This window comes from Pseudomonas sp. TNT3 (assembly GCF_010095445.2).
In the GTDB taxonomy this organism is placed as follows: domain Bacteria; phylum Pseudomonadota; class Gammaproteobacteria; order Pseudomonadales; family Pseudomonadaceae; genus Aquipseudomonas.
In genome coordinates this window covers 1-23400 of record NZ_WFGV02000007.1, presented here as the reverse complement: position 1 = coordinate 23400, position 23400 = coordinate 1, and the positions used below count along the sequence as shown (strand labels likewise).

Genomic DNA, 23400 nt, shown 5'->3' with positions numbered 1-23400 from the left:
AACATCAGAAGATCGCAGCCTGCGGCGGCTCCTACAGGTATTGAGTTCACCAGAAATTGTGGATGATTAAGTCCTGTAGGAGCTACCGCAGGCTGCGATCTTTTGACCTTCAGCCTTTCCAGACCCCGGCATTCACCAGATTTTTCGGCCGCTCACCCGCCAGCGCGGCCAGCAGATTGTCCACCGCACAGGTGGCCATGGCCTCGCGTGTTTCATGGGTCGCCGAACCAATGTGCGGTGTGGCCACGACGTTGTTCAACTGCAACAGCGGCGAGTCTGGATTCAACGGTTCCCGCTCGAACACATCCAGCCCGGCCGCCCGAATTTGCCCGTCACGCAATGCCTCGATCAACGCGGCTTCATCCACCACCTTGCCCCGGGAAATGTTGATGAAGATCGTCTCAGGCCCCATCAGCGCGAACTCTTCAGCGCCGATAAGCTTTTCGGTTTCCGCCGTTAGCGGTAACGTCAGGCAGACGAAATCGGCTTCCCGCAATAACTGCGCAAGGCTCCGGTACTGCGCATCGAAACGCTGTTCCACCGCCGGTTTCGGCGAGTGACTGTGATAGATCACCGGCATGCCAAATCCAAAGTGACCACGCTGCGCCAGCGCCTCGCCGATCCGCCCCATGCCGATGATGCCCAGGGTCTTGCCATGCACATCGGTGCCGAATTGCGCCGGGCCGACATTACGCGTCCACTCGCCAGCACGCACCACATTGGCCAGTTCTACCACGCGCCTGGCCGTCGCCAGGATCAGCGCGAAACCGGTGTCAGCGGTTGTTTCGGTAAGCACATCGGGCGTGTTACTGAGCAGGATTCGTCGTTCGGTCAGGTAGTCGATGTCGTAGTTGTCGACGCCTACGGAGACGCTGGCGATGGCTTGCAGATCAGGCGCGAGGTCGAGCAATTCGGCATCCAGCTTCAAGCTCGCGCCGAGCAAGCCGTGCGCCTGGGGTAGGGCTTCGCGCAATTGGGCGAGACCTTCGGCGTCAAGGCGTTCGATCAACGTCACTTCGGTCTGTTCGCGCAGACGCGCCATCAACAGCGGTGAGAGTTTCTTGTACAGAACAACCTGCTTTTTCATCGTTGTCATCTCAATTTCAATTCAGGAATGGGCCGCAGTGCGGGATGTCAGCGCGACCGTGGGCTGCTCCCGGTCGCTGGCGCCGGGCTTGAGAAAAATCGTCAGCACCACCGACAGCATCAAGGCGCCGCTCATGAGCAGGTATGACGCGCCCGGCGAACCGGTGGAGCTGTTCAGGTAACCGACCAGGTAAGAGCCGCCAAACGACCCGAGCGCGCCCATGCTGTTGATCAACGCCATGGCGCCACCCGCCACGTTGGCCGGGAGAATCTCCGGGACGATGGCAAAAAACGGTCCGTACGGCGCATACATGCACGCGCCGGCGATCACCAGCAGGGTGTAGGACCACCAGAAATGTTCGGCACCGAGGGCGTAGGAACCGTAGAAGGCAATCGAGGCGATCAGCAACGGAGGCCAAACGAAGCGTTTACGTTTTTGCAGTTTGTCCGAGCCCCAGGACACCAGCAGCATGGCGATCACTGCCGCGAGATAAGGCAGCGCCGAGAGCCAGCCGGCTTCGATCATGTCCATTTGCGCACCGGCCTTGAGGATCGACGGGAGCCACAGTACGAAACCGTAAACACCGATGCTCCAGCAGAAAAACTGCAACGCCAGGATGATCACTTTGGGTGAGCGAAAGGCTTCGGCGTAATTCTTCACCGCCTTGATGCCCACCTGTTCGGCGGCCAGGGCGCTTTCCAGGTCGTGTTTTTCCTGATCGGTGAGCCACTTGGCCTGGGCCGGACGATCATCGGCCAGGCGCCACCAGATAAACGCCCAGAGCACTGCGGGCAAGCCTTCAATAATGAACATCCAGCGCCAGCTGTAATGCTGCACCAGGTAGCCCGACACCACTGACATCCACAGCATGGTCACCGGGTTGCCGAGGATCAGGAAGGTGTTGGCGCGGGAGCGTTCGGCACGGGTGAACCAGTGACACAGGTACACCAGCATGGCCGGCATCACGGCGGCTTCGACCACGCCGAGCATGAAGCGGATGACGATCAGCCAGTAGGCGTTGGAGACGATGCCGGTCAAGGTCGCCAGGCCTCCCCAGAGGATCAGGCTGACGAAAATCAGCTTCTTCACGCTGTGTTTTTGCGCGTAGATTGCCCCCGGCACCTGGAAGAAAAAGTAACCGAGGAAGAACAGCGCGCCGAGCATGGAGGACAGGCCCGGTGTGATCATCAGGTCGGCGGCCATGCCGGAGGCGGCGGCGAAACCGTAGTTGGCGCGGTCGAGGTACGCCAGGCTGTAGGTGATGAACACGATGGGCATGATGTACCACCAGCGGCGGGCGGCAAGGGTTGCGGTTTTCATGGGGGTGCTCCTGAGCTTGTTGTTTTTGTCGCAGCAGGTATCGGGTTCAAATCTTCGGTGATTGGGCGGGCCTCATCGCTAGCAGGCTAGCTCCCACACTGGATCTACAGGCGACACAAATCCCCTGTGGGAACCAGGCTGCTGGCGATGGCGTTTTCGAATTCAACGGACATCTCGGACCGGGTCGGCAATCCCTCCATATCCCCGCGACTCTGCACCGCCCGGCTGCCAATCCAGTTGGCGCGTTTAACGGCCTCGGCAAAGCTGTGGTTCTCCAGCAGCGCGCTGATCATCCCGACGGCAAACCCGTCGCCGGCACCGACGGTATCGACCACGGTCGCCACCGGCACACCCGCGACAAATCCCTGATCCAGGTGCGTGCGGTAATACGCCCCGTGCGGCCCCAGTTTGATGGCCACCGCTTCGGCGCCCTGATCCAGATAAAACGCTGCAATGTCGGCCGGGTCATCGAAACCGGTCAGCAAGCGACCTTCACTCAAACCCGGCAGCACCCAGTGGGCGAGGGCGGCGAGGCGGTTGATCTCGGTGATCATCTGCTGTTCGCTGGCCCACAGGCTCGGGCGCAGGTTTGGATCGAAAGACACACTGCGCCCGGCCTCGCGCATGCGGGTCATCAACTCGACAGACATTTCCCGCGCGCTGGCAGACAGCGCCGGAGGAATACCGGTGGCATGAAGATGCCGAGCGTTAAGTAATTCCGGCTTGATCGATAGCGACGACAGATGACTGGCCGCCGACCCTCGACGAAAGTACTCGACCACCGGATCGCTGCCATCCTCGGCGCGGGACTTGAGCTGAAAACCGGTTGGGTGCAGGTTGTCGACAGCGACATGGCTGCAATCCAGGCCTTCCTTAGCCAGGGTGTCGATCACGAAACGCCCAAGCGAATCATCGCCGACCCGGCTAAGCCACGCCACTTTGAACCCCAACCGCGACAAACCAATGGCGACGTTGCTGTCGGCACCGGCAATGCGTTTGTGAAAGTGGCCAACTTTGGCCAGTTCACCGCTCTGCTCAGCGACGAACATCGCCATGGTTTCACCGAAGGACAGAATATCGATCTCAGACATGAGCGTTCTCCAGTCGGGATTGGCCCAGAAGGGCGAGGGCGGCGACATGCTCGGTGGTCAGCTGAATCAGGTCATCGCCTTGCAGTGGATATTCCGCCGCGCGCATGACGCCGTGGTCCATGTGTCGCAACAGTTGTTCCCATGCCTGTAGGTCACTCGCGGCAGGCGGGATGGCGACCAGTTTGCCGTCGGTGCGGCGGGTGACGGCTTTGCAGTGAACATAGCCGACATGGCGGCCCAGCAGTCTTGCAGCGCTGGCTGCCGATTGGTCCTGCCAGTGCCAGTTGCCGATGTCGAAAGTCATCTTGATCGGCAGCGTGTGTTGCTCGACATCGGCGAAAAAGCGCTGGAACGGTTCGATGCGACCGCCCTGCAGGGTCTGATCGTTTTCCACCAGCAACTGCACCGAGCTTTTGCTCAGCACTTGATTCAGGAACTGGAGGTCGCAGGTGTCGGTGAAGTAACCGAGGGACACCTTCAGCCATTTCGCGCCGAACGCCTGAGCGCGTTGCAGGGCAGTGATCAGCTCCGGATTGGGCTTCGACTGGCCGGCCAGCCACAGCTCCATGGGCGAGGAATAGACGCTTTCCAGTCCTTGGGCCTCAGTGGCGTCGGCCAGGAGCGCGGGGTCTTCAACGGTGAGCAATTCTTCGCGCCATTCGATGCGCGTGGCGCCGGCAGCGGCCAATATTTCGATGAAACTGCCCTGGCCGCGTTGGCGGACGAGGTCGGCACCGTAGCTGGAGAGGCTGATGGAAACGGGTGGTTTGTTCATTGTTTTTATACCTCTGAAACCGGTTTCATTTTTGTTCAAAAAAAAAGGCTGGTCGGGTAGAGATGTTCAGTGGCCGATGAGGCCATCCGTGTCACCGAGAATTCCCAAGCGTCGACCCCCGCACAATCAACCGCGCCGAAAAATCCAGCGTCCGCACCGGCCCGTCATCCCCCCGCAAACGCTTGAGCAAACACTCAAATGCGCTTGCACCGATCTCGGCAGTAGGCTGGGCGAGGGCGGTAATGCCGCTGCCCACCAACGGATACCAATCCAGGTCATCGAGGGCGATCAGGCCGACATCTTCAAACAGATTGCACGTCAATTCGCGCAACGCATGGGTGCTGGCCAGCGCTGCAATGCCGTTGGCGCAGAACAGTGCTTTCGGGCCATAGCCTGGGGTATCAAGGAAGGTTTTCAGCTGTGCAGTCAGGTCGCTGCCGGTCTCTACGAGGGTGCCGCGCAGTACCGGACGCTGGGCGATGTGCGCTTTGAAACTGCTGACCCGTTCGATCCGCGAACTGGTGCCGTCGTACGGTTCGGTGACCAGCAACACGTCGCGATAGCCGCGCTCTTCCAGGTGATCGAGGGCCATTGCGACGGCTTCCGGATTGTCCAGCCCGACCAGATCGCTTTCAAGCTGATCGACTTTACGGTCCACCAGCACCAGCGGCATTTCACGATGCAGTTCATGCAACGCATCGCGGTGGTGGCCAAGAGTGTTCACAATCAAGCCTTCGATGTTGTAAGAGCGCAGCAGGGCCAGGTGCTGACGTTCCTGCTCGTCATCGCGGTCGGTGTTGCACACCACCAGGCTGTAGCCGTGCTGACGGCAGGCGGTTTCCACCCCGTGCATCACGGCAATTGAATAGGGGTTACGGATATCGGCCACCAGCATGCCGATCAGGCGGGTTCGCCCGCGTTTCAGGCCGCGGGCCATCTGGTTGGGCCGGTAGCCCAATTCGGCAATCGCCTGCTCGATGCGCAGGGCAATGGCATCGGAAAGCAGTGCGCGGTCATCGCCAATGAAGCGCGAGACGCTGGCCTTGGAGACCTTGGCGTGTTCGGCCACATCAAGCATCGTCACGCGGCTGCGCTGGGCGGCGGAGAAGTCGTTCACGGTCTGAAACCTTTTTATTGGATTTGTAAGGTTCGGTGCATGGCACTGAAACCGGTTTCAGGAGACACCAATTGCCAATCTGTCGTCAAGCCCCAGTGTGGAAATGCGCCGACAAGTGGTGGTCACGCCAATACGCTCAGCCACGCAGAAATCAGCAGCAACACCGCCATGCACCGGTTGAACCGCTGAAACGACCGCGGGGTTCGCAGCCAACGTGTCGAGCCCGCGCCCAGCAATGCCCAGACGCCCAAGCACGGCAGCGAAATCAGGAAAAACGTAAGCGACAACCCGGCTACGTGCAGCAATCGTTGTTCACCTCCATCGGCGAAAACACTGACAACCGCGAGTGCCATCATCCAGGTCTTAGGGTTGATCAGCTGCAGGCTGGCGGCACCGACCATGCCTAGGCGGCGGTCGGCGCGTTGCGCAGAGAGGGGCTGGGCCGGGACCCTGAAAATTTGCCAGGCCAGGTAACTCAACCACATCACGCCTATCCAGCGCATAACGGTTTGCAGCGCGGGCAGGGCAACCAGTGACGCGCCGGCGCCGGTGCCGACCAACAGCACAATCAGCGCAGCGCTGGCGCACGCACCGAAAATGATCGGCATGGCCGCTGCCAGTCCATATCGGGCACTGTTGCTAAGCACCAGAATATTGGTCGGGCCCGGCGTAATCGACGCCACGAACGCAAATAATATGAAGGGTAGAAAAGTCGGGAAAGAAGACAACATCACGGCAAACTCCGGCGAAGATCATTGATACCGATCTTCGCTATCGTGAACGCTATCTGTCTGGAAGATTTGAGCAGCGCTTACGGTATAGCGCGGGGGTAAGCCCATAGGCGCGCACAAACCAGCGGCCCAGATGGCTCTGATCGGCAAACCCCAGTTCCATGGCCACTAACGCCGGTTGCTCACCTCGTGCCAGCATCCGACGCGCCGTGGCCAGACGTAATTGCACCAGATAGGCATGCGGTGCGATGCCAAAAGCGGCCTTGAACGCGCGGGTCAACCTGAAGCGATCGACGCCCGTCACCGCCGCGAGCTGGTCAAGGCCGATGTCGTGTTGCGCGTTGGCGTGCAGGTACTCCTGCGCTTTTTTCGCCACCAACGGCAGGCGCGGGTCCTCGCCGTAACGAGCGCGCCAGTGCAGATGTCGGGTAAGGCGTTCGAGCAACCCGTCGAGTGCAGTCTGGCGTACGATTTTCAGTTCACCCTGATGCAGGGCCCGGAATGCCAGGTCGGTGGCATGGGCCAGACGCACGTCAGTGGTCAGGGTATTGGCGAAACTCAACTGACTGCGGTCGGGGGCGTTGTCGAACACCGCATTGATTTCACGCTGCAACCATTGCGGATCGAGGTACAGCATGCGGTAAGTGAAACCGTCCTCGGTCGGTGCTTCTCCGTCATGGATATCACCGGGTTCCAGCAGGAATACCTTGCCCGGCGTACTTTGGTGTTTTGTCCGCCGGCAGTTGAACTGTTGGACCCCTTGCTCGGTGACGCCCACCAGAAAGCTGTCGTGCCAATGCGGGTCGTAGGCATGCCCTTTGAAATGCGCGCGCAGCGTCTCGATGCCGGTGTCGGCGTCCTGGGCCAGGTCGATCCAGTTGGGAGTGTTCATGCTGCACCTATGGGTCGGATCACCGAGCTATTTAACGTCTGTGTCGTTGGCTGTGAATAGAACGTTTGTGCATGGCTCAGTTGAACAGGCCTGCTGCGTTGTTGATCGAGCAGCCGAGACTCGTCTTTGCAGAGGGCCCACAGGTGCGCAGTTTGCAAAGTGATGCCGATCGCTAGCATATAAAACGAGTTGCGCAACTATCAGATCTGTGAGTGGCTCTGCGACAGCCGATGAGCGTTAATGGCTGCTCGAATGCCCACTCGAGAAACATCGAAATGACCTCTGACGAACAATCATTGTCCGACCCGGTATCACCAGGCCAGGTAATCCTGGTGCAGGCTACGGTGTCGTCGCTCAAAATAAGCTGGGTGTTTGAAAGCCCCCACAATCCTAATACAGGCGTGCGAATCAAGTGGGGGCGCAAGCCATACGACAGTGCGAATGATAAGTATCAAATGGACCTGCCGTTTACTACGCCAGCTGGAAAGTACACGATCACAGCGTTAGCGCCGGACACCCTCTATGAGATCTTTGTTTGGGGAACTGTCGGCGAGGTTGAATCTCGCAATAGAGGCAGGGTGGAAGGAAAGACCACACCCGCCGCTTCCGGGCCGGCCAGTCCGACGAATCTCAATGCATCGCCTTCCGGCTATAGCATGAAGTTGACATGGTCAGGCGCCGCCAATGCATCCAGCTACAAGATCAGTTACGGCACTGAGCCCGGCGGCCCGGCCACACAGGTTACTTCTATAACAACTGAGTCTACGATCAGTGAGTTGCGGTCCAATACCCCTTACTACTTCGAGGTTCGCTCGTCTAACAACAACGGCGATTCTGAACCGGCACGTGTCGTCAAGCAGACGTTGCCTGTGCCCCCGACACCTGCAGATCTGCGCGCTGCACCAGCGATTGTTTCGATGGACCTCACTTGGTCGGCTTCTGCAGGCGCGGCTTTTTACATCATTCACTACAAAGTCGAACCTGATGGTGAGTATCAGCGCCAGGACACAGACGTCGCCCACCACACGCTAACGGGACTCACCAAAAATACGTTGTACGCCGTCATGGTGTCCGCGGCCAACGCCAACGGCGCTTCGTTGCCAGCGCACATCACCCAAAGAACTCAGGAAGGGCCAGAATTGCCTTCGACCCCAGGCGCTATTTCGACGTTCCCGACCCGCGACACCGTACAGGTTATTTGGGAGCCGCCGCGATCCGCTGAATTTCAGGTCAGCTATGGATTGGAAGATCATGAGCGTGAAGTCATTGATACCCAGATAACGAAGAACATGACGTATACGTTTCGAGGTTTGCAGCCGGATACCCGATATTTCATCGATGTCAGCGGTTCCAATGCCAGCGGAGTGTCTGAGCCTCGCAGTAATTCCTTCACGACCAGGACGTTTGAAGCGCCACGCAACTTGTCTGCCATCGAGCTGACCGATGAATCGGCCACCTGGCAATGGAGCGCTGGCGCCGATTATCCGGCGGGTACCCGGTACGAGGTATATCTGGGAGATCGACGCCTGGACACGGTCCCCGATACACACTATGTCCTGACCGATCTGATCGAAAAGACTGAATACCTGTTCAAAGTCCGCGCGATAGCGGTGGAGGGTTACTGTTCTGACTATTTGACAGACAACTTCAAAACACTTGCTTATTCCGGAATGCTGATCTGCTCGCCAGGCAATTTAAAAGGCATTCGCCAATCTGCAACCATCGGTATATTGACGTGGGACGAGCCCTACGCGACATGTACTACATGTCCCGACGCGGTGGGTTATGAAATATCCGGCGCAGGCATCGAGACATTTGAGGTAACTCGCCCTCCCTGCGAAATCAAAAACCTGGATGCGCAGCTTGAGTATTGGCTGGCTGTTCGTGCAAAGGGCGGGGGCAATAATATTTCGCAAGCAAGCCGCGTTCTGATTGAAAGGCGTCCAGGAAAACCCGAAGCACTGCAGGTCACCGCCATTACCGCGTCCTACGCCACCTTATCGTGGAGTGTTGCGACGGATGACGTCGCGGTGTTGGGTTATCTGGTTTATCGCAATGGGACGTTCGTTGGCGCGACCTCCAGCTTTGAATATCATCTCCAGGCATTAGAACCCGGCACTGAATACACCGTTGAGGTGCGCGCACGCACCATTGCATTAACGCTATCGGACCCAGCGCAAAAACGTTTTTTTACTATTGAGGAAAATGACGGAGTGCCGAATGCGCCAAGCAACTTTCAATGCTCGCAAAACGGATTGCTCTCGACCCTGAAATGGGATGCGCCAACAGAGGGCGCGCAAGTGACCGGCTATCGCGTTGCCTTGACCACTCCAATGGGGATCGAGGTTGCTAGCAATGTCACCAGGCCGATGCTGCAAACGGTCCTGGTTCCACGAACGCGCTACAAAGTAGATATTGTTGCAAATAATGCAGCGGGGTATTCCGAATCGCTGCTTTCTGAGTTAACCACCAACTGAGTCAGAGCACTGGTTGGCGCGAAAAGTCGTGCGTTCTGTTTTTTCACCCAAACAACCCCGCCGCGATATTGATCGAAAAGCCCAATATCGCGGTGTTAAACAAGAACCCGATCAACGACTGCGCCAGGACGATCTTGCGCATGCCTCGCGTGGCGACACCCACATCGGACGTCTGTACCGCCACGCCGATGGTGAACGAGAAGTAAAGGAAGTCCCAGTAGTTGGGCGTCGTCAGCCCTTCGGCAAATCGCAATGCCTGTTCCTTGCCCTCCCAGGTATAGAACAGGCGGGCGTAGTGCACGCTGAAGATCACCCCGATCAACAGCCAGGAGCCGATGACGGTCAAGGCCGTGAAGCCGTAGTGCATCAGCTTGTGGGTGCTGTCCAGGTCCTTGCTGCCGGCCAGTTCGAAGGTGATGGTCGCCAGGCTCGCGATCGCGGCGATGCACACCACGAACAGCACCAGCCCGGCATTTTCATCTTCGATCTCGGCAATGCGCTTTACATCGGGTGCCTTGGCCCGAGAGGTAAGCCAGAGCATCAGCACCAGATACGTCCAGACGCCGGCGTTCCAGCCGTAAAGGATTTTACTGATGATGGAATCGGCCGGTGCCAGGATACCCACGGCGATGCCGAGGGTGGTGGCGGCGGACAGGCGAGGGTGGGTACGGGCGAGGAGGGGCATGTGGGCTCGATCGGCGAGGATGTGCAGACACCTTAGCCCAGCGTGGTCCGGTGTGACCATAACCCTGAAATGGTGCAAACCTTTGGGGGAGCGAGCCTGCTCGCGATGAGGCCATTACAATCAACAACCCTGTCGATTGTTAAACCGCTATCGCGAGCAGGCTCGCTCCCACAATTGATTTATGTTTGCTCAATGACCTTTATGGCGTTTGCGCACCAGATTCATCACCACCACAAAAAACACCGGCACGAACAGCACCGCCAATGTGGCGGTGATCATCCCGCCGATGACCCCGGTGCCAATGGCTTGCTGGCTTGCCGAGCTGGCACCGGTGGCAATCGCCAGCGGCACCACGCCGAGGATGAACGCCAATGACGTCATGACAATCGGTCGCAGACGCAAGCGCGCCGCTTGCAGGGTGGCATCGATCAGGTCGTGGCCTTCGTCATACAGACTCTTGGCGAATTCGATGATCAGGATCGCGTTCTTTGCCGACAGGCCGATGATGGTAATCAGCCCGACCTTGAAGAACACGTCGTTAGGCATCCCGCGCAACGTCACCGCCAGCACCGCACCCAGCACGCCGAGCGGTACGACCAGCAGCACCGACGTCGGGATCGACCAGCTCTCGTACAACGCCGCCAGGCACAGGAACACGATCAGCAGCGACAGCCCGAGGAGAATCGGCGCCTGACTGCCGGACAGGCGTTCCTGCAGCGACAGCCCGGTCCATTCCTGACCCAATCCGGCGGGACCTTGCGCCACGAGGCGTTCGATTTCCGCCATGGCTTCGCCGGTGCTGTGGCCGGGTTTCGGTTCGCCGGAAATACTGATCGCCGGATAGCCGTTGTAGCGCGTCAATTGCGCCGGCCCCTGGGTCCATTTGGCCTGGACAAAGGCCGACAGCGGCACCATTTTTCCGGCACTGTTTCGCACATGCATTTTCAGCAAATCGGCCACCTGACTGCGCTGGTCGCCTTCAGCTTGCACCACCACCCGCTGCATCCGCCCCTGATTGGGGAAGTCGTTGACGTAGGTCGAGCCGACGGCGGTGGACAGGACGTTGCCAATGTCGGCAAACGACACGCCCAGGGCATTGGCCTGCTTGCGATCCACGATCAGTTGCACCTGCGGCGCCTCGGCCAGGGCGCTTTCGCGCACGTTCATCAGGACCGGGCTCTTCTCAGCAGCGGCCAGCAACTCGGTGCGTGCCAGCATCAGCGTGGCATGGCCGAGACCGCCACGGTCCTGCAGACGGAATTCAAAACCGCTGGAGGTCCCGAGACCATCGACCGGAGGCGGCAAGACGGCGAACGCAACGGCGTCCTTGATCTGGCTCAGGGCGATGTTGGCCCGGTCAGCAATGGAACTCGCCAAGTCGTCACTGCCACGTTCGGACCAGTCCTTGAGGGTGGTAAACGCCAACGCGGCGTTCTGTCCGCTGCCGGAAAAACTGAAACCCAGAATCACCGTGCTGTCGCCAACGCCTGGCTCGGTGGCGTTGTGCGCTTCGATTTGTTCGACGACCTCGACCGTACGGTTTTTGCTCGCACCCGGCGGAAGTTGCACGTCGGTGATGGTGTAGCCCTGATCTTCAACCGGCAGGAACGAGGAGGGCAGGCGACTGAACATCACTCCCAGACCGATCAACAACACGCCGTAGATCAACAGGTATCGACCGCTGCGCTTGAGCGCGTAGGCAACCCAGCCTTGATAGCGCTCGGTCAGTTGCTCGAAGCGGCGGTTGAACCAGCCGAAGAAGCCGCCCTTGGCATGATGTTCGCCCTTGGCGATCGGCTTGAGCAATGTTGCGCAGAGTGCCGGGGTCAAGGTCAGCGCAAGGAACGCCGAGAACAGGATCGAGGTGGCCATCGACAGGGAAAACTGGCGGTAAATCACGCCAACCGAGCCCTGCATGAACGCCATGGGTATGAACACCGCCACCAGTACCAGCGTGATGCCAATGATCGCGCCGGTGATCTGCTTCATCGCCTTGCGCGTCGCCTCCTTGGGCGAGAGGCCCTCGGTGACCATGATTCGTTCGACGTTTTCCACCACCACAATCGCGTCATCCACCAGGATGCCGATGGCCAGCACCATGCCGAACATGGTCAGCACGTTGATCGAAAACCCGAGCGCCAGCATGGTCGCGAAAGTCCCCATCAAGGCGACCGGAACCACCAGCGTGGGAATCAGCGTGTAGCGAATGTTCTGCAGGAACAGGAACATCACCGCGAACACCAGCAGCATCGCCTCGCCGAGGGTGTACACCACTTTGGTGATCGAGACTTTGACAAAGGGCGAGGTGTCGTACGGAATCTTGTATTCAACCCCTGCCGGGAAGTAGCGCGAAAGTTCATCCATCTTCGCCCGCACCAGCGTTGCGGTGTTCAAGGCGTTGGCGCTGGGTGCGAGCTGCACGCTGACGGCGGTCGACGGCTTGCCGTTCAGGCGAGTGCCGAACTGGTATTCCTGACTGCCGATCTCCACACGCGCCACATCGGCGATGCGCACCGTAGAGCCGTCGGGATTGGCCTTGAGCACGATGTCGGCGAATTCTTCCGGGGTCGACAGCTGACCTTTCACCAGAATGGTCGCGGTGATTTCCTGGGTGCTGCGGGTCGGCAAATCACCAATGCTGCCGGCGGAAACCTGAGCGTTCTGCGCGACGATGGCCGCGTTGACGTCGGCGGGCGTGAGGTTGAAGCCGATCAGTTTCTGCGGGTCGATCCAGATTCGCATGGCCCGCTCGGCGCCGTACAGTTGCGCCTTGCCGACACCGTCCAGGCGCTTGATTTCGTTCATCACGTTACGTGCCAGGTAATCGCTTAGCGCCACTTCATCGAGCTTGCCGTCGCTGGAGGTGAGGGTGATCAACAGCAGGAAACCAGAGGAGACTTTCTCTACCTGCAAACCTTGCTGATTCACCGCTTGGGGCAAGCGCGACTCCACCACTTTCAGGCGGTTTTGCACATCGACCTGGGCCAGTTCAGGGTTGGTGCCCGGCTGGAAGGTGGCCTTGATCGTCGCGCTGCCCAGGCTGCTCTGGGACTCGAAATACAGCAGATGATCAGCACCGTTGAGTTCTTCCTCAATCAGGCTGACCACGCTTTCATCAATGGTTTGCGCCGAGGCGCCGGGGTACACGGCATAGATCTCGACCTGCGGCGGCGCAACGTCGGGGTACTGCGCGACCGGCAACTGCGGAATGGCCAAGGCACCGGCCAGCAGGATAAACAGGGCGACCACCCAGGCGAATACCGGGCGGTCGATAAAGAACTGCGGCATAAAAAAGCGTCCTGCTTACTGACCAGAAACCTGGGCAAGTGGAAGAGGGGTGTCATCGATCTGCACTTTTTCACCGGGACGGGCGTGTTGCAGGCCCTCGATGACGATGCGGTCGCCGGCCTTCAGGCCGCCGGTGACAATCCAGCGATCGTTCTGCACCGCACCCAGTTCGACGGGTTGCTGACCGACCCGCAGTTCGGAATCCAGCAGCAGCACCTGAGCGATACCTGCGCTGTCACGCTGGATGGCCCGTTGCGGCACGCTGATGCCTTGCTGATTGACGGCTTGCTCCAGGCGCACCCGAACAAAGCTGCCCGGCAGCAAATCAAGGTCCGGGTTGGGAAACTCGCTGCGCAGGATGATCTGGCCGGTGCCTGGGTCAACGGTGATGTCGGTGAACAGCAGCTTGCCCGGCAACGGATACAGGCTGCCGTCGTCCTGGATCAGCGTGGCTTTGGCCTGGCCTTGACCGACCTGCTGCAACTGGCCGGAGCGGAAAGCACGGCGCAGGTCGTTGAGTTCCCGGGTCGATTGGGTCAGGTCGGCGTGGATCGGGTTCAGCTGTTGAATCAGTGCCAGCGGGGTGGTTTCGTTCTGTCCGACCAAGGCCCCTTCGGTGACCAGGGCCCGTCCGATACGTCCGGAAATCGGCGCTGTGACGGTGGCGTAGCCAAGGTTCAGCTTCGCCCGCTCGACCGCGGCCTTGTTGGCGGAAACTTCGGCGGCTGTTTGCCGGGTCGCGGCCCGGGCGTTGTCGTAATCCTGGCCGCTGATGGCGTTGCCTTCGATCAGTTGGGCGTAACGCTGCTCTTGCAGGCGTGCCTGGAAGGCGTTGGCCTCAGCCTTGCGCAGGGACGCCTCGGCGCTGTCCAGGTCGGCTTTGAACGGCGCCGGGTCGATGCGAAACAGTACATCGCCTTTTTTCACGTCGCTGCCTTCACGGTAAACCTGCTGCAGCACGACCCCGGCCACGCGCGCGCGGACTTCGGCGATGCGCGGCGCGACGATCCGCCCGCTGAGTTCACTGCTGATCGACAACGGCCGTGCTTCGATAGTCTCGATGCGAACGGTGGCCAACGGCGCCGCTTCTTCAGCGACCGATGACTTGTCACAGGCGCTGAGCATCACGGCCAGTGCAATCAGGCTGAGCCTGGCGAGCAGATTCTTCGACATGTAATTACCCCAAAAATAACCACCAGCATGCTACTGGCAGGTGGCGAGGGTAGCGGTGAAGCTTTGTAGGTGCTGTGTGAAATTGTGTAAGGGTTTTACTCAGGTGTGTGCGGGGGCGTATATCCTTTGCAGCCTGAGACTTTTTTGCGACTGTAGGGCCGCCATCGCGGGCAAGCCCCCTCCCACAGTGACCGGGGATGTTCACCCAATCCATGTCCACATCCGATCCCTGTAGGAGCGGGCTTGCCCGCGATAGCGGCATAACTGGCGCCACCGTACTTTCTGGAAACACCCATGCCCAACATCCTCCTGGTCGAAGACGACACCGCGCTCGCCGAACTGATTGCCAGCTACCTGGAACGCAATAGCTACTCCGTGAGCGTGATCAGCCGCGGTGACCAGGTGCGCGAACGTGCGCGGCTCAATCCGCCGGACCTGGTCATCCTCGACCTGATGCTGCCGGGCCTCGACGGTCTGCAAGTCTGCCGTCTGCTGCGCGCTGATTCGGCCACGCTGCCGATTCTGATGCTCACCGCCCGCGACGACAGCCACGATCAGGTACTGGGCCTGGAGATGGGCGCCGACGATTACGTCACCAAGCCCTGCGAACCGCGGGTACTGCTGGCGCGGGTGCGAACCTTGCTGCGCCGCAGCAGCCTCAGCGAACCGCAGACCGCCAATGACCGCATCCTCATAGGCAACCTGTGTATTGACCTGTCCGAGCGCACTGTGACCTGGCGCGATCAGTTACTTGAGCTCTCCAGCGGCGAGTACAACCTGCTGGTGGTGCTGGCCCGGCATGCCGGCGAAGTGCTGAGCCGCGACCAGATTCTGCAACGCTTGCGCGGTATCGAATTCAACGGCACTGACCGCTCGGTGGACGTGGCGATTTCCAAGCTGCGGCGCAAGTTCGACGACAACGCGGGCGAGGCGCGCAAAATCAAGACCGTGTGGGGCAAGGGTTACCTGTTCAGCCGCTCCGAGTGGGAATGCTGACGCCATGTTCAGACTTCTGTTTCGTCTGTACCTGGTGACCATCGTCTCGTACAGCGCGGCGATTTACCTGGTCCCCGACCTGGTGATCAAGCTCTTCCATGAACGCTTCATGGCGTACAACCTGGATTACTCCCGAGGATTGCAGACGCTCATTGCCAAGCAATTTCAAGCGATACCCGAGGCGCAATGGCCGGCCCTGGCCGACGAGATGGACAAGGAATTCCAGCCACTGCACATCGTGCTGGCACGCAGTGACTCCAACGATTTCACCCCCGCCGAACAGCAACGTTTGCAGCGTGGCGAGAACGTCGTGCGCATCGGTGACTGGGGATGGCGCACGCTGGCCGTGGCGCCGCTGAACCAGCACATGGCCGTGCAAATGGTGGTGCCGCCGGACCCGCTCGACGTCAACCTGTTGTACTGGAGCATCAACGTGCTGATCGGCGCGACCATGCTCGCTTGCATGTTGCTGTGGCTGCGTGGGCACTGGCGTGATCTGGAGCGTCTCAAGGGGACCGCAGAGCGCTTCGGCAAAGGACAGTTGGGCGAGCGTACGAAGATTTCACCCCGTTCCAACATCGGCAGCCTGGCGAATGTGTTCGACACGATGGCGGGTGATATCGAGAGCTTGCTCAATCAACAGCGCGACTTGCTCAACGCTGTCTCCCACGAATTGCGAACCCCGCTGACGCGCCTGGATTTCGGCCTGGCACTGGCGCTGTCCGACGATATGCCGACCGCCAGCCGTGAACGCCTGCAAGGGCTGGTCGCGCACATTCGTGAGCTGGATGAACTGGTGCTGGAATTGCTGTCCTACAGCCGCCTGCAAAACCCGGCGCGGTTGCCGGAGCAGGTCGAGGTTTCGCTGGATGAATTCGTCGACAGCGTGCTGGGCAGCGTCGATGAAGAACTGGAGTCACCGGACATCGTCATCGACGTGCGGCTTCACGGGCAACTCGAACGCTTCAGCCTTGACCCGCGCCTGACCGCCCGGGCGCTGCAGAACCTGCTGCGCAACGCCATGCGCTATTGTGAAAAACGCATTCAGGTCAGCGTGCAGGTCGTGGCTCAGGGTTGTGAAATCTGGGTCGATGACGATGGCATCGGGATCCCCGACGACGAGGTTGAGCGCATTTTCGAACCCTTTTATCGCCTCGACCGCAGCCGCGACCGCGCCACGGGCGGCTTTGGCCTGGGGCTGGCGATCAGTCGGCGGGCGCTGGAAGCGCAGGGCGGAACACTGACGGTCGAGGCATCACCGCTAGGTGGCGCGCGATTCAGGCTATGGCTGCCAACGCCTGGCTGATCGTTCTTCAGGAGCACCACAAACCCTTCTCCAGACGCTACACACACGGTGGCGAGCAAGCTCGCTCGCCACAGTTCGTCACTCGACAAGATACTGTGCATTCAGCGATCAGGTTTTCGACGAGCCATTAATGGCCTCCGCCAGATCCTCGTACTCTTCGCACGTATTGCCGCAAATCAATTTGATTTCCTGCAACTGCTCCTGCGCCAGATCCAGCCGACCTTTGATCACATAGGCCTCGCCAAGGTATTCGCGCACTTGCGCGTACTGGGGGTCGAGCTTGACCGATCGCAGGTAGTACCCGATGCCTTCGTCGGTGCGACCGAGTTTGCGCGTCGCGTATCCGCGATAGTTCAGCGCTTTGGCGGTGTTCGGCTCCTTGAGCGTATCCAGCAACGCCAGGGCTTCCTCGTAGCGTCCGTCCCTGGCCAGGCGATAGGCGTAATCGGTGCGATCCGCGTCCGGCAGCAAGCTGCTGTTTTGCATCAGGCATTTTTGCTGCTTGCTGTCCCAGACCTGGCCTTTGGGGCAATTGGGCTTGGCCGGCTCTTCTTCATCGCCGTTGGCGAATGCAAAGGAGCTGGATAGCGCGGCGGCCAGCAACAGCGGGGTGCACCAGGCAAGACGAGTATTCATGGGAGCAATCCTCAGGGGTGATAGCTATAGAACACCGCAGCGTGAACAATTGTTCATACTTTCTGGCGATCTCTGTAAAGAAAGCTCAATCCCAGACGCTATGCTCGTTAGCATTCGTTGCCGTTCTGGAGCGCTGCCATGAAAGATCACGTCCACCATACTGCCGCTGCTGGCTACAAAACCGCTGCCGAGACGTACGTACGCGGTCGTCCGGACTATCCACCGCAACTTACTGTTTGGCTGACGGAGGTGCTCGGTCTGAATGCGCACACCACTGTCATAGACCTGGGGGCCGGAACTGGCAAGTTCACTGGTCGGCTGGTGGCGACCGGGGCACAAGTGATTGCCGTGGAACCGGTGGCGCAGATGCTGGAACTATTGTCAGCCGCCTATCCGCAAGCACTGGCTGTCAGTGGTACGGCCACGGACCTGCCGTTGCCTGATGCTTCGGTGGATGTTGTGGTGTGCGCCCAGGCATTTCACTGGTTCGCCAGCCGTGACGCCCTGGACGAAATCACTCGGGTGCTCAAGCCTGGCGGCAAGTTGGGCCTGGTGTGGAACCAGCGTGATACCCGCATCGGCTGGGTGCCGAAGCTGGATGCGATCGTCAATGCGCTGGAGGGTGACACGCCACGGTATTACACCGGCGCCTGGCGCGATGCGTTTCCCCATGACGCATTCGGGCCGCTGCAGGAGCAGCAATTCGCCCATGGACACACCGGGGCGCCGGAGGATGTGATTCTCAATCGGGTGCGCTCGACCAGTTTCATCGCTGCACTGCCGGCGATGGAGCGGGCAAAGGTTGATGAACAGCTGCGGGCGCTTATCGCATCCGAGCCTGAATTGCGTAACAAGGATGTTGTGACAGTGCCCTATATGACTGCAGCCTTCGTGGCCGTAAAAGGTGGTTGAATCGTTGTGGGAGCTGAGCCTGCTCCGGGCGGCGTTCCGACGATAAACGATGACTCGGTTTCAGCTCAGCAGCCGAATCGGCGCTCCGGCAGCCCAGGCTTGAATGTCTTCGATCATCTGCGAGAAAAACAGGTGGTAGTTCTGCTGGCTGACGTACCCGACATGCGGCGTCGCCAGTACAGTGTCCAGGGTCCTGAACGGATGATGAGCGGGCAGGGGCTCCTGTTCGAAGACGTCCAGTGCCGCGCCGGCAATGCGGTTTTTTTGCAGAGCCTTGATCAGCGCCGACTCATCGACAATCGGCCCACGAGCCGTGTTGACCAGCAGCGCGGTCGGTTTCATCCAGTCCAGTGCCTGAGCGTCGACGATGCCCCGGCTGCGATCGCTGAGTACCAGGTGCACCGATAACACGTCAGCCTGTTCGAACAATTCCTGTTTGCTGACGTAAGTGACATCTGCCTCGGCCGCACGCTCGGCGGTCAGGTTTTCGCTCCAGGCAATGACCCGCATGCCGAACACCTGACCGAAGCGGGCGACCCGTTGACCGATACTCCCCAGCCCCAGAATGCCCAGGGTTTTGCCGTGCAGATCACCACCCAGACCCTGTTGCCATTTGCCTTGGCGCAGGGCGTTGGCTTCGTTCACCAGGTTGCGGGTCGCGGCCATGATCAACGCCCAGGTCAGCTCCGGCGCCGCGTGCTTGTAGCTGTCAGTGCCGCATACCTGAATACCCAGCGCGCCTGCAGCTTTGATGTCCAGAGCGGCATTGCGCATGCCGCCTGTCACCAGCAGCTTGAGGTTGGGCAAGCGGCGCAGCAGGTCGTCATCGAAGCGGGTGCGTTCGCGCATCACACAGATCACCTGGAACGTTTCCAGGCGTTTGGCCAAGGTGTCATTGTCGGCTGGGTAGTCATGGACAAAGTGCACCTCGCCAATTCCCTCCAGCGCCGACCAATCCACTACGCCGCTCGCGACATCCTGCCAATCATCGATCACCGCAATCTGCACAGCCATCAGCCTTACCTCATCAACGAACGGGGTTGGTTTTGTTCAACCAGGCGAGCAGGGCCTGGTGGAATTTTGCCGGTTCTTCCATTTGCGGTGCGTGGCCCATGCCGGGGAATTCCACCAGTGTGGAATGGGGAATGAGTTTGGCGACTTGTTTGCCAAGCACATCGTAATGGCCGATTTTCGCTTTGACCTCTGGCGGGGCAATGTCCTTGCCAATCGCTGTGGTGTCCGAGGTGCCAATCAACAACAGTGTCGGCATCTTCAGGTTCTTGAATTCGTAATACACCGGCTGGGTAAAGATCATGTCGTAGATCAGCGCCGAATTCCACGCCACCAGGGTTTTGCCCGGACCTTTGGCCAGACCCGCATACATGTCTACCCAGCGGTCGTACTCAGGCTTCCAGCGGCCATCGTAATAGGTGCTGCGCTCGTAATCGCGGATGCCTTGCGCCGTCACCTTAAGTTCGCGCTCATTCCACTGGTCGACGGTGCGATAAGGGACGCCGAGGGCTTTCCAGTCTTCCAGGCCAATGGGGTTGACCATCGCCAGCTGTTCAACCTGCTCAGGGTATTGCAGGGCGTAGCGGGTCGCGAGCATGCCGCCGGTGGAGTGGCCCAGCAAGGTGGCTTTCTGGATGCCCAGGGCCTTGAGCAATTGTTGCGTGTTGGTCGCCAGTTGCTGGAACGTGTATTGATAATGCTCTGGCTTGCTGGAAGTGCAAAAACCGATTTGATCCGGTGCGATGACCCGATACCCGGCTTCGCTGAGCGCCTTGATCGACGTGTCCCACGTGGCACCGCAGAAGTTTTTGCCGTGCATCAGCACCACGGTGCGGCCGTTGGTTTTGCCTTCAGCGGCAACGTCCATGTAACCCATTTGCAGGGATTGGCCTTGAGACTCGAAGGCGAAATGCTTGACCGTGTAGGGGTACTCGAACCCTTGCAGCTCGGGTCCGTATTCCGGGCCTTCGGCGTGGGCGAGGGAGGGCAACGCAGCGGTCAACAGAAGGCCGGGCAGCCAGCGCGAGAGGGTGAGAGGCATGAGTAAGCTCCAGTGGAAATCGGCCGATGCTGGAACGGCTTGATTAGGGCGACATTAAACACAGGCAATGACCGCGCCAGATCGTTCAACCCATCCAGCCAAGGGTCGCCAGGGCCAACACCCCGTAACGAGCGCCTTTGGCGAGGGTCACGATCAGCAGGAATCGACCCAGGGGCTCGCGCATGACACCGGCCACCAAGGTGAGTGGATCGCCAATGACCGGCAGCCAACTGAGCAGCAGTGACCAGTGGCCATAACGTTGATAGTGAACGCGGGCTTTTTCCAGATGACGAGGGCTGACCGGGAACCAGCGCCGATCGCGAAAGCGTTCAATGCCGCGCCCCAGCCACCAGTTCACCAACGAGCCCAGGACATTGCCCAGGGTCGCAACCGCCAGCAGTGACCATAGCCAATACTTGCCGCTGAGCAACAACCCCACCAGAACCGCTTCCGATTGCAGGGGCAGCAGGGTCGCCGCGCCGAAGGCCGCGAAAAACAGCCCGATATAAGCGCCGAACATCACTGGGCGGGATAGTCCGCCACCACGACATCCGTACCGTCCTTTTTAAGGCCGATCACCTGATACGCATCGCTCATGCTGTCCATTTCCATGCCGGGCGAACCCATGGGCATACCGGGGGCGGCAACGCCCAGCAGGTCATCGCGCTTGCTCAAGGCCAGAACCTGATCGGCCGGAACATGACCTTCGACGAATTTGCCGTTGATCAGGCCGGTGTGGCAGGACGCCAGGCGCGGGGGCACACCGTGCTGTTGCTTGAATTGGCTCATGTCGGCTTCGACGTGATCCTCGACCTTGAAACCATTGGCTTCCAGATGGCTGATCCACTTTTTGCAGCAGCCGCAGTTGGCATCGCGATGAACTTCAATCGGGATCAAGTCGGCGGCCTGGGCCAGGGAGGAAATGAACAGGGCGCTCAGGGCAGCCAGTCGCAGGTGGGTTCGCATGGGCATCTCGTTTCGAATTGCGGCCAAAAAAATGCATTCTGACCATTTTCAGCGACCAGGCATTCAAGGAGTGTTTCGAATTAATTCAAAGCTCAACGACCTGATGATCGTAGATCAAGGCTGTCAGGCAGATGAAGCGAAGATGACAATGTTGTCAGGTTGGCCACTGAGCACCGGCAAGGGTGCTCAGGGTGAGAAGAAGTAAACGGTTAACGGTGCTGATAGTCACCCGGGCCGCCCCGGTCATAGTGGTCGTGATGCCCGCCGCCGTGTGGGAAAACGATGCAACCGCTCAGGGTTAAAAGGGCCAGCAGGGGAATCAGCCGTGTGATTCGACGGAACATGTGAAAATCCTCATGGTTAGCGCCGTGATAAAGCTAAAACTCTTCATCGGCTGTAACATGAGACCCCGTTTGCAGCATGCCATCCCCGGAATACGGTAAGGGCTTGGCATGCGACCGGATACAAACCGGATACATTTTCATCAGCTTCAGGAACTCGCAATGACACAGTCGCAACGTTTGAAATATTCGATTCTGATCTCGCTGGTGGTACTGGCGATCATGTTTGGCCTGTCCTATTTGCAGAACACAGGCGTTATCACTGAAAAAATGTTCCAGTACATCGCCATTGCCGTGGCGGTGATCGTGGTAGTGGTGAACGGTGTAATGCGTCGCAAGGTCAAGCCTTGAGCGACGCACCTTGAAAGTCGGTTATTCGCCGTGCAATGCGGCGAATGCCTGGGGGTTCAGGCGGTAGCTTTTGTCACTGTTGAGTTCGATCACGCCTTCGCTGCACAGGCGTTTCAACACTTCGCGCACGCTGAGAAACGACAGGGGGATGTCCAGATCCAGCAGTTGGCTGTGCAGCCCGCGGACACCCAGGGTGCGGTCGTGTTCGGCGGCGTTGAGTAAGGCGTCGATGACTTTCAGGCGAATCAGGCTGGTGCGCAGGCCGAAGCTCTTGAGCAGCATCCTGATGCGTTCGTTGCCATGGCGATCGGTACGTTGATCGAAAACGCCGGAGCCAATGGTGGTACTCATTGGCGCAGTGCTACCGTCCGTTGGCAGTTGCGAGTTGTGCATGCAAAAACTCCTTTTCAGAGCCTGATCCGGGAAATTATTGGTGCTCTCAATCAATAAGACGCATGAGCGTGGCAAATCATGAAGGCTCGAATGTAGAAATTTTGTCGACGCCGCGTCGACAAGTCGTGAGATGCCTTTGGTACGGGGTTTCATGCGCTAAATTTTTTGCCATTTGTTTCGTTCTTGGGGGATGAAGTGCGCTCCCACAATGGATCGCACCGGACATCTTCGATCAGGAGCGAGCGTGATTATTTCCAGGCAGTTAACCCGGTTGAGCCTTGCCGCCATTTTGGTGGGTTTAAGCCTTGCAGCGAACGCGCGCAGCCAGTCAGAGCAGGCCAGTGCAGACATCCGTCGAACCACGTTTGGTGTGCCGCACATTCGCGCCGATAACGAACGGGGTCTTGGCTACGGTATCGGGTACGCCTACGCGCAGGACAACCTGTGTTTGCTGGCCAACGAAATCACCACCGTCAATGGCGAGCGTTCGCGCTATTTCGGGCCTGAGCAGCTCACGGTCGAAGAACGTGAAAATCAGGTCAGCGACCTGTTTTTCACCTGGCTGAACACCTCCCAGGCCGTTGACGCTTTCTGGCAGGCGCAAACCCCGGCGGTGCGCGACCTCATTGAAGGTTATGTCGCGGGCTACAATCGCTCCCTTAAAGAAACCCGCGCGCAAGGCTTGCCCGCGCAGTGCCAGGGTGAGTGGGTGCGCGACATCACTGCCCAGGACCTGGTCAAACTGACCCGACGCCTGTTGGTCGAAGGCGGCGTCGGGCAATTCGCCGAAGCGCTGGCCGGCGCCACGCC

The 23400-nt window shown here is 59.4% G+C and carries 24 protein-coding genes; 7 read left to right on the top strand and 17 right to left on the bottom strand.

Annotated elements, in window-relative coordinates; translation table 11 throughout:
* Positions 1–109: 109 nt before the first annotated feature.
* The 7 genes from GBC55_RS06440 to GBC55_RS06410 form a co-directional block, all read right to left on the bottom strand.
* Positions 110–1087: an NAD(P)-dependent oxidoreductase gene (locus GBC55_RS06440; RefSeq protein ID WP_162436466.1), complete on the bottom strand. Its 978-nt coding sequence runs from the start codon at positions 1085–1087 to the stop codon at positions 110–112.
* Positions 1088–1108: 21 nt separating this feature from the next.
* Complete coding sequence (locus GBC55_RS06435; protein WP_162436465.1) at positions 1109–2407, bottom strand: MFS transporter; 1299 nt, start codon at positions 2405–2407, stop codon at positions 1109–1111.
* Between the two features lie 104 nt (positions 2408–2511).
* Complete coding sequence (locus tag GBC55_RS06430; RefSeq protein ID WP_162436464.1) at positions 2512–3498, bottom strand: sugar kinase; 987 nt, start codon at positions 3496–3498, stop codon at positions 2512–2514.
* Positions 3491–4273 (bottom strand): TIM barrel protein, encoded by a 783-nt coding sequence (locus tag GBC55_RS06425; protein WP_162436463.1) that lies wholly within the window; start codon positions 4271–4273, stop codon positions 3491–3493. The genes GBC55_RS06430 and GBC55_RS06425 overlap by 8 nt, the downstream gene beginning before the upstream one ends.
* A 91-nt stretch (positions 4274–4364) precedes the next feature.
* Positions 4365–5390: a LacI family DNA-binding transcriptional regulator gene (locus GBC55_RS06420; protein WP_162436462.1), complete on the bottom strand. Its 1026-nt coding sequence runs from the start codon at positions 5388–5390 to the stop codon at positions 4365–4367.
* A 122-nt stretch (positions 5391–5512) separates the two neighbouring features.
* Positions 5513–6121 carry a LysE family translocator gene (locus tag GBC55_RS06415; RefSeq protein WP_162436461.1) on the bottom strand — a complete coding sequence of 203 codons (609 nt, stop codon included), beginning with the start codon at positions 6119–6121 and terminating at the stop codon, positions 5513–5515.
* A 52-nt stretch (positions 6122–6173) separates the two neighbouring features.
* Positions 6174–7013: an AraC family transcriptional regulator gene (locus GBC55_RS06410; protein WP_162436460.1), complete on the bottom strand. Its 840-nt coding sequence runs from the start codon at positions 7011–7013 to the stop codon at positions 6174–6176.
* A 275-nt stretch (positions 7014–7288) separates the two neighbouring features.
* Here GBC55_RS06410 and GBC55_RS06405 point away from each other — a divergent pair, with 275 nt between their 5' ends.
* Positions 7289–9490: a fibronectin type III domain-containing protein gene (locus tag GBC55_RS06405; protein WP_162436459.1), complete on the top strand. Its 2202-nt coding sequence runs from the start codon at positions 7289–7291 to the stop codon at positions 9488–9490.
* A 43-nt stretch (positions 9491–9533) separates the two neighbouring features.
* Here GBC55_RS06405 and GBC55_RS06400 read toward each other — a convergent pair whose 3' ends face one another.
* The 3 genes from GBC55_RS06400 to GBC55_RS06390 form a co-directional block, all read right to left on the bottom strand.
* Positions 9534–10175: a DUF1345 domain-containing protein gene (locus tag GBC55_RS06400; RefSeq protein WP_162436458.1), complete on the bottom strand. Its 642-nt coding sequence runs from the start codon at positions 10173–10175 to the stop codon at positions 9534–9536.
* A 189-nt stretch (positions 10176–10364) separates the two neighbouring features.
* Positions 10365–13463, bottom strand: coding sequence for an efflux RND transporter permease subunit (locus GBC55_RS06395; protein ID WP_162436457.1), 3099 nt, complete (start codon positions 13461–13463; stop codon positions 10365–10367).
* A 15-nt stretch (positions 13464–13478) separates the two neighbouring features.
* The gene (locus GBC55_RS06390) at positions 13479–14636 is read right to left on the bottom strand and encodes an efflux RND transporter periplasmic adaptor subunit (protein ID WP_162436456.1); all 1158 of its coding nucleotides are present in this window, start codon (positions 14634–14636) and stop codon (positions 13479–13481) included.
* A gap of 294 nt (positions 14637–14930) precedes the next feature.
* Here GBC55_RS06390 and GBC55_RS06385 point away from each other — a divergent pair, with 294 nt between their 5' ends.
* The gene (locus tag GBC55_RS06385) at positions 14931–15632 is read left to right on the top strand and encodes a response regulator transcription factor (protein ID WP_162436455.1); all 702 of its coding nucleotides are present in this window, start codon (positions 14931–14933) and stop codon (positions 15630–15632) included.
* Between the two features lie 4 nt (positions 15633–15636).
* Positions 15637–16938 (top strand): ATP-binding protein, encoded by a 1302-nt coding sequence (locus GBC55_RS06380; protein WP_162436454.1) that lies wholly within the window; start codon positions 15637–15639, stop codon positions 16936–16938.
* A 108-nt stretch (positions 16939–17046) separates the two neighbouring features.
* Here GBC55_RS06380 and GBC55_RS06375 read toward each other — a convergent pair whose 3' ends face one another.
* Positions 17047–17574: a tetratricopeptide repeat protein gene (locus GBC55_RS06375; protein WP_162436453.1), complete on the bottom strand. Its 528-nt coding sequence runs from the start codon at positions 17572–17574 to the stop codon at positions 17047–17049.
* A gap of 138 nt (positions 17575–17712) precedes the next feature.
* Between GBC55_RS06375 and GBC55_RS06370 the strand changes: the two genes are divergently transcribed.
* Positions 17713–18486 carry a class I SAM-dependent methyltransferase gene (locus GBC55_RS06370; protein ID WP_162436452.1) on the top strand — a complete coding sequence of 258 codons (774 nt, stop codon included), beginning with the start codon at positions 17713–17715 and terminating at the stop codon, positions 18484–18486.
* Between the two features lie 60 nt (positions 18487–18546).
* Here the strand turns inward: GBC55_RS06370 and GBC55_RS06365 are convergent, their stop codons facing one another.
* The 4 genes from GBC55_RS06365 to GBC55_RS06350 form a co-directional block, all read right to left on the bottom strand.
* Positions 18547–19500 carry a D-2-hydroxyacid dehydrogenase family protein gene (locus tag GBC55_RS06365; protein WP_162436451.1) on the bottom strand — a complete coding sequence of 318 codons (954 nt, stop codon included), beginning with the start codon at positions 19498–19500 and terminating at the stop codon, positions 18547–18549.
* 13 nt (positions 19501–19513) lie between these two features.
* On the bottom strand, positions 19514–20539 hold the full coding sequence (locus GBC55_RS06360; RefSeq protein ID WP_162436450.1) for an alpha/beta hydrolase: 1026 nt from the start codon (positions 20537–20539) through the stop codon (positions 19514–19516).
* 85 nt (positions 20540–20624) lie between these two features.
* Positions 20625–21059 (bottom strand): YqaA family protein, encoded by a 435-nt coding sequence (locus tag GBC55_RS06355; protein ID WP_162436449.1) that lies wholly within the window; start codon positions 21057–21059, stop codon positions 20625–20627.
* On the bottom strand, positions 21059–21505 hold the full coding sequence (locus GBC55_RS06350) for a DUF411 domain-containing protein (RefSeq protein WP_162436448.1): 447 nt from the start codon (positions 21503–21505) through the stop codon (positions 21059–21061). The genes GBC55_RS06355 and GBC55_RS06350 overlap by 1 nt, the downstream gene beginning before the upstream one ends.
* On the opposite strand from GBC55_RS06350, the gene GBC55_RS06345 reads away from it, so the two are divergent.
* A complete protein-coding gene (locus GBC55_RS06345) occupies positions 21504–21710 on the top strand; it encodes a hypothetical protein (protein WP_162436447.1) in 207 nt (68 codons plus the stop codon). The genes GBC55_RS06350 and GBC55_RS06345 overlap by 2 nt on opposite strands.
* A 4-nt stretch (positions 21711–21714) precedes the next feature.
* Here the strand turns inward: GBC55_RS06345 and GBC55_RS29785 are convergent, their stop codons facing one another.
* Positions 21715–21849, bottom strand: coding sequence for a hypothetical protein (locus GBC55_RS29785; protein WP_268932905.1), 135 nt, complete (start codon positions 21847–21849; stop codon positions 21715–21717).
* Positions 21850–22008: 159 nt separating this feature from the next.
* Here GBC55_RS29785 and GBC55_RS06340 point away from each other — a divergent pair, with 159 nt between their 5' ends.
* Positions 22009–22197, top strand: a complete 189-nt coding sequence (locus GBC55_RS06340; protein ID WP_162436446.1) for a hypothetical protein — start codon at positions 22009–22011, stop codon at positions 22195–22197.
* Between the two features lie 21 nt (positions 22198–22218).
* On the opposite strand, the gene GBC55_RS06335 is transcribed toward GBC55_RS06340, so the two are convergent.
* Positions 22219–22590, bottom strand: a complete 372-nt coding sequence (locus GBC55_RS06335; protein WP_162436445.1) for a fe2+ zn2+ uptake regulation protein — start codon at positions 22588–22590, stop codon at positions 22219–22221.
* A gap of 244 nt (positions 22591–22834) precedes the next feature.
* Here GBC55_RS06335 and GBC55_RS06330 point away from each other — a divergent pair.
* A partial coding sequence (locus tag GBC55_RS06330; protein ID WP_281508178.1) for a penicillin acylase family protein occupies positions 22835–23400 on the top strand: 566 nt, incomplete at its 3' end.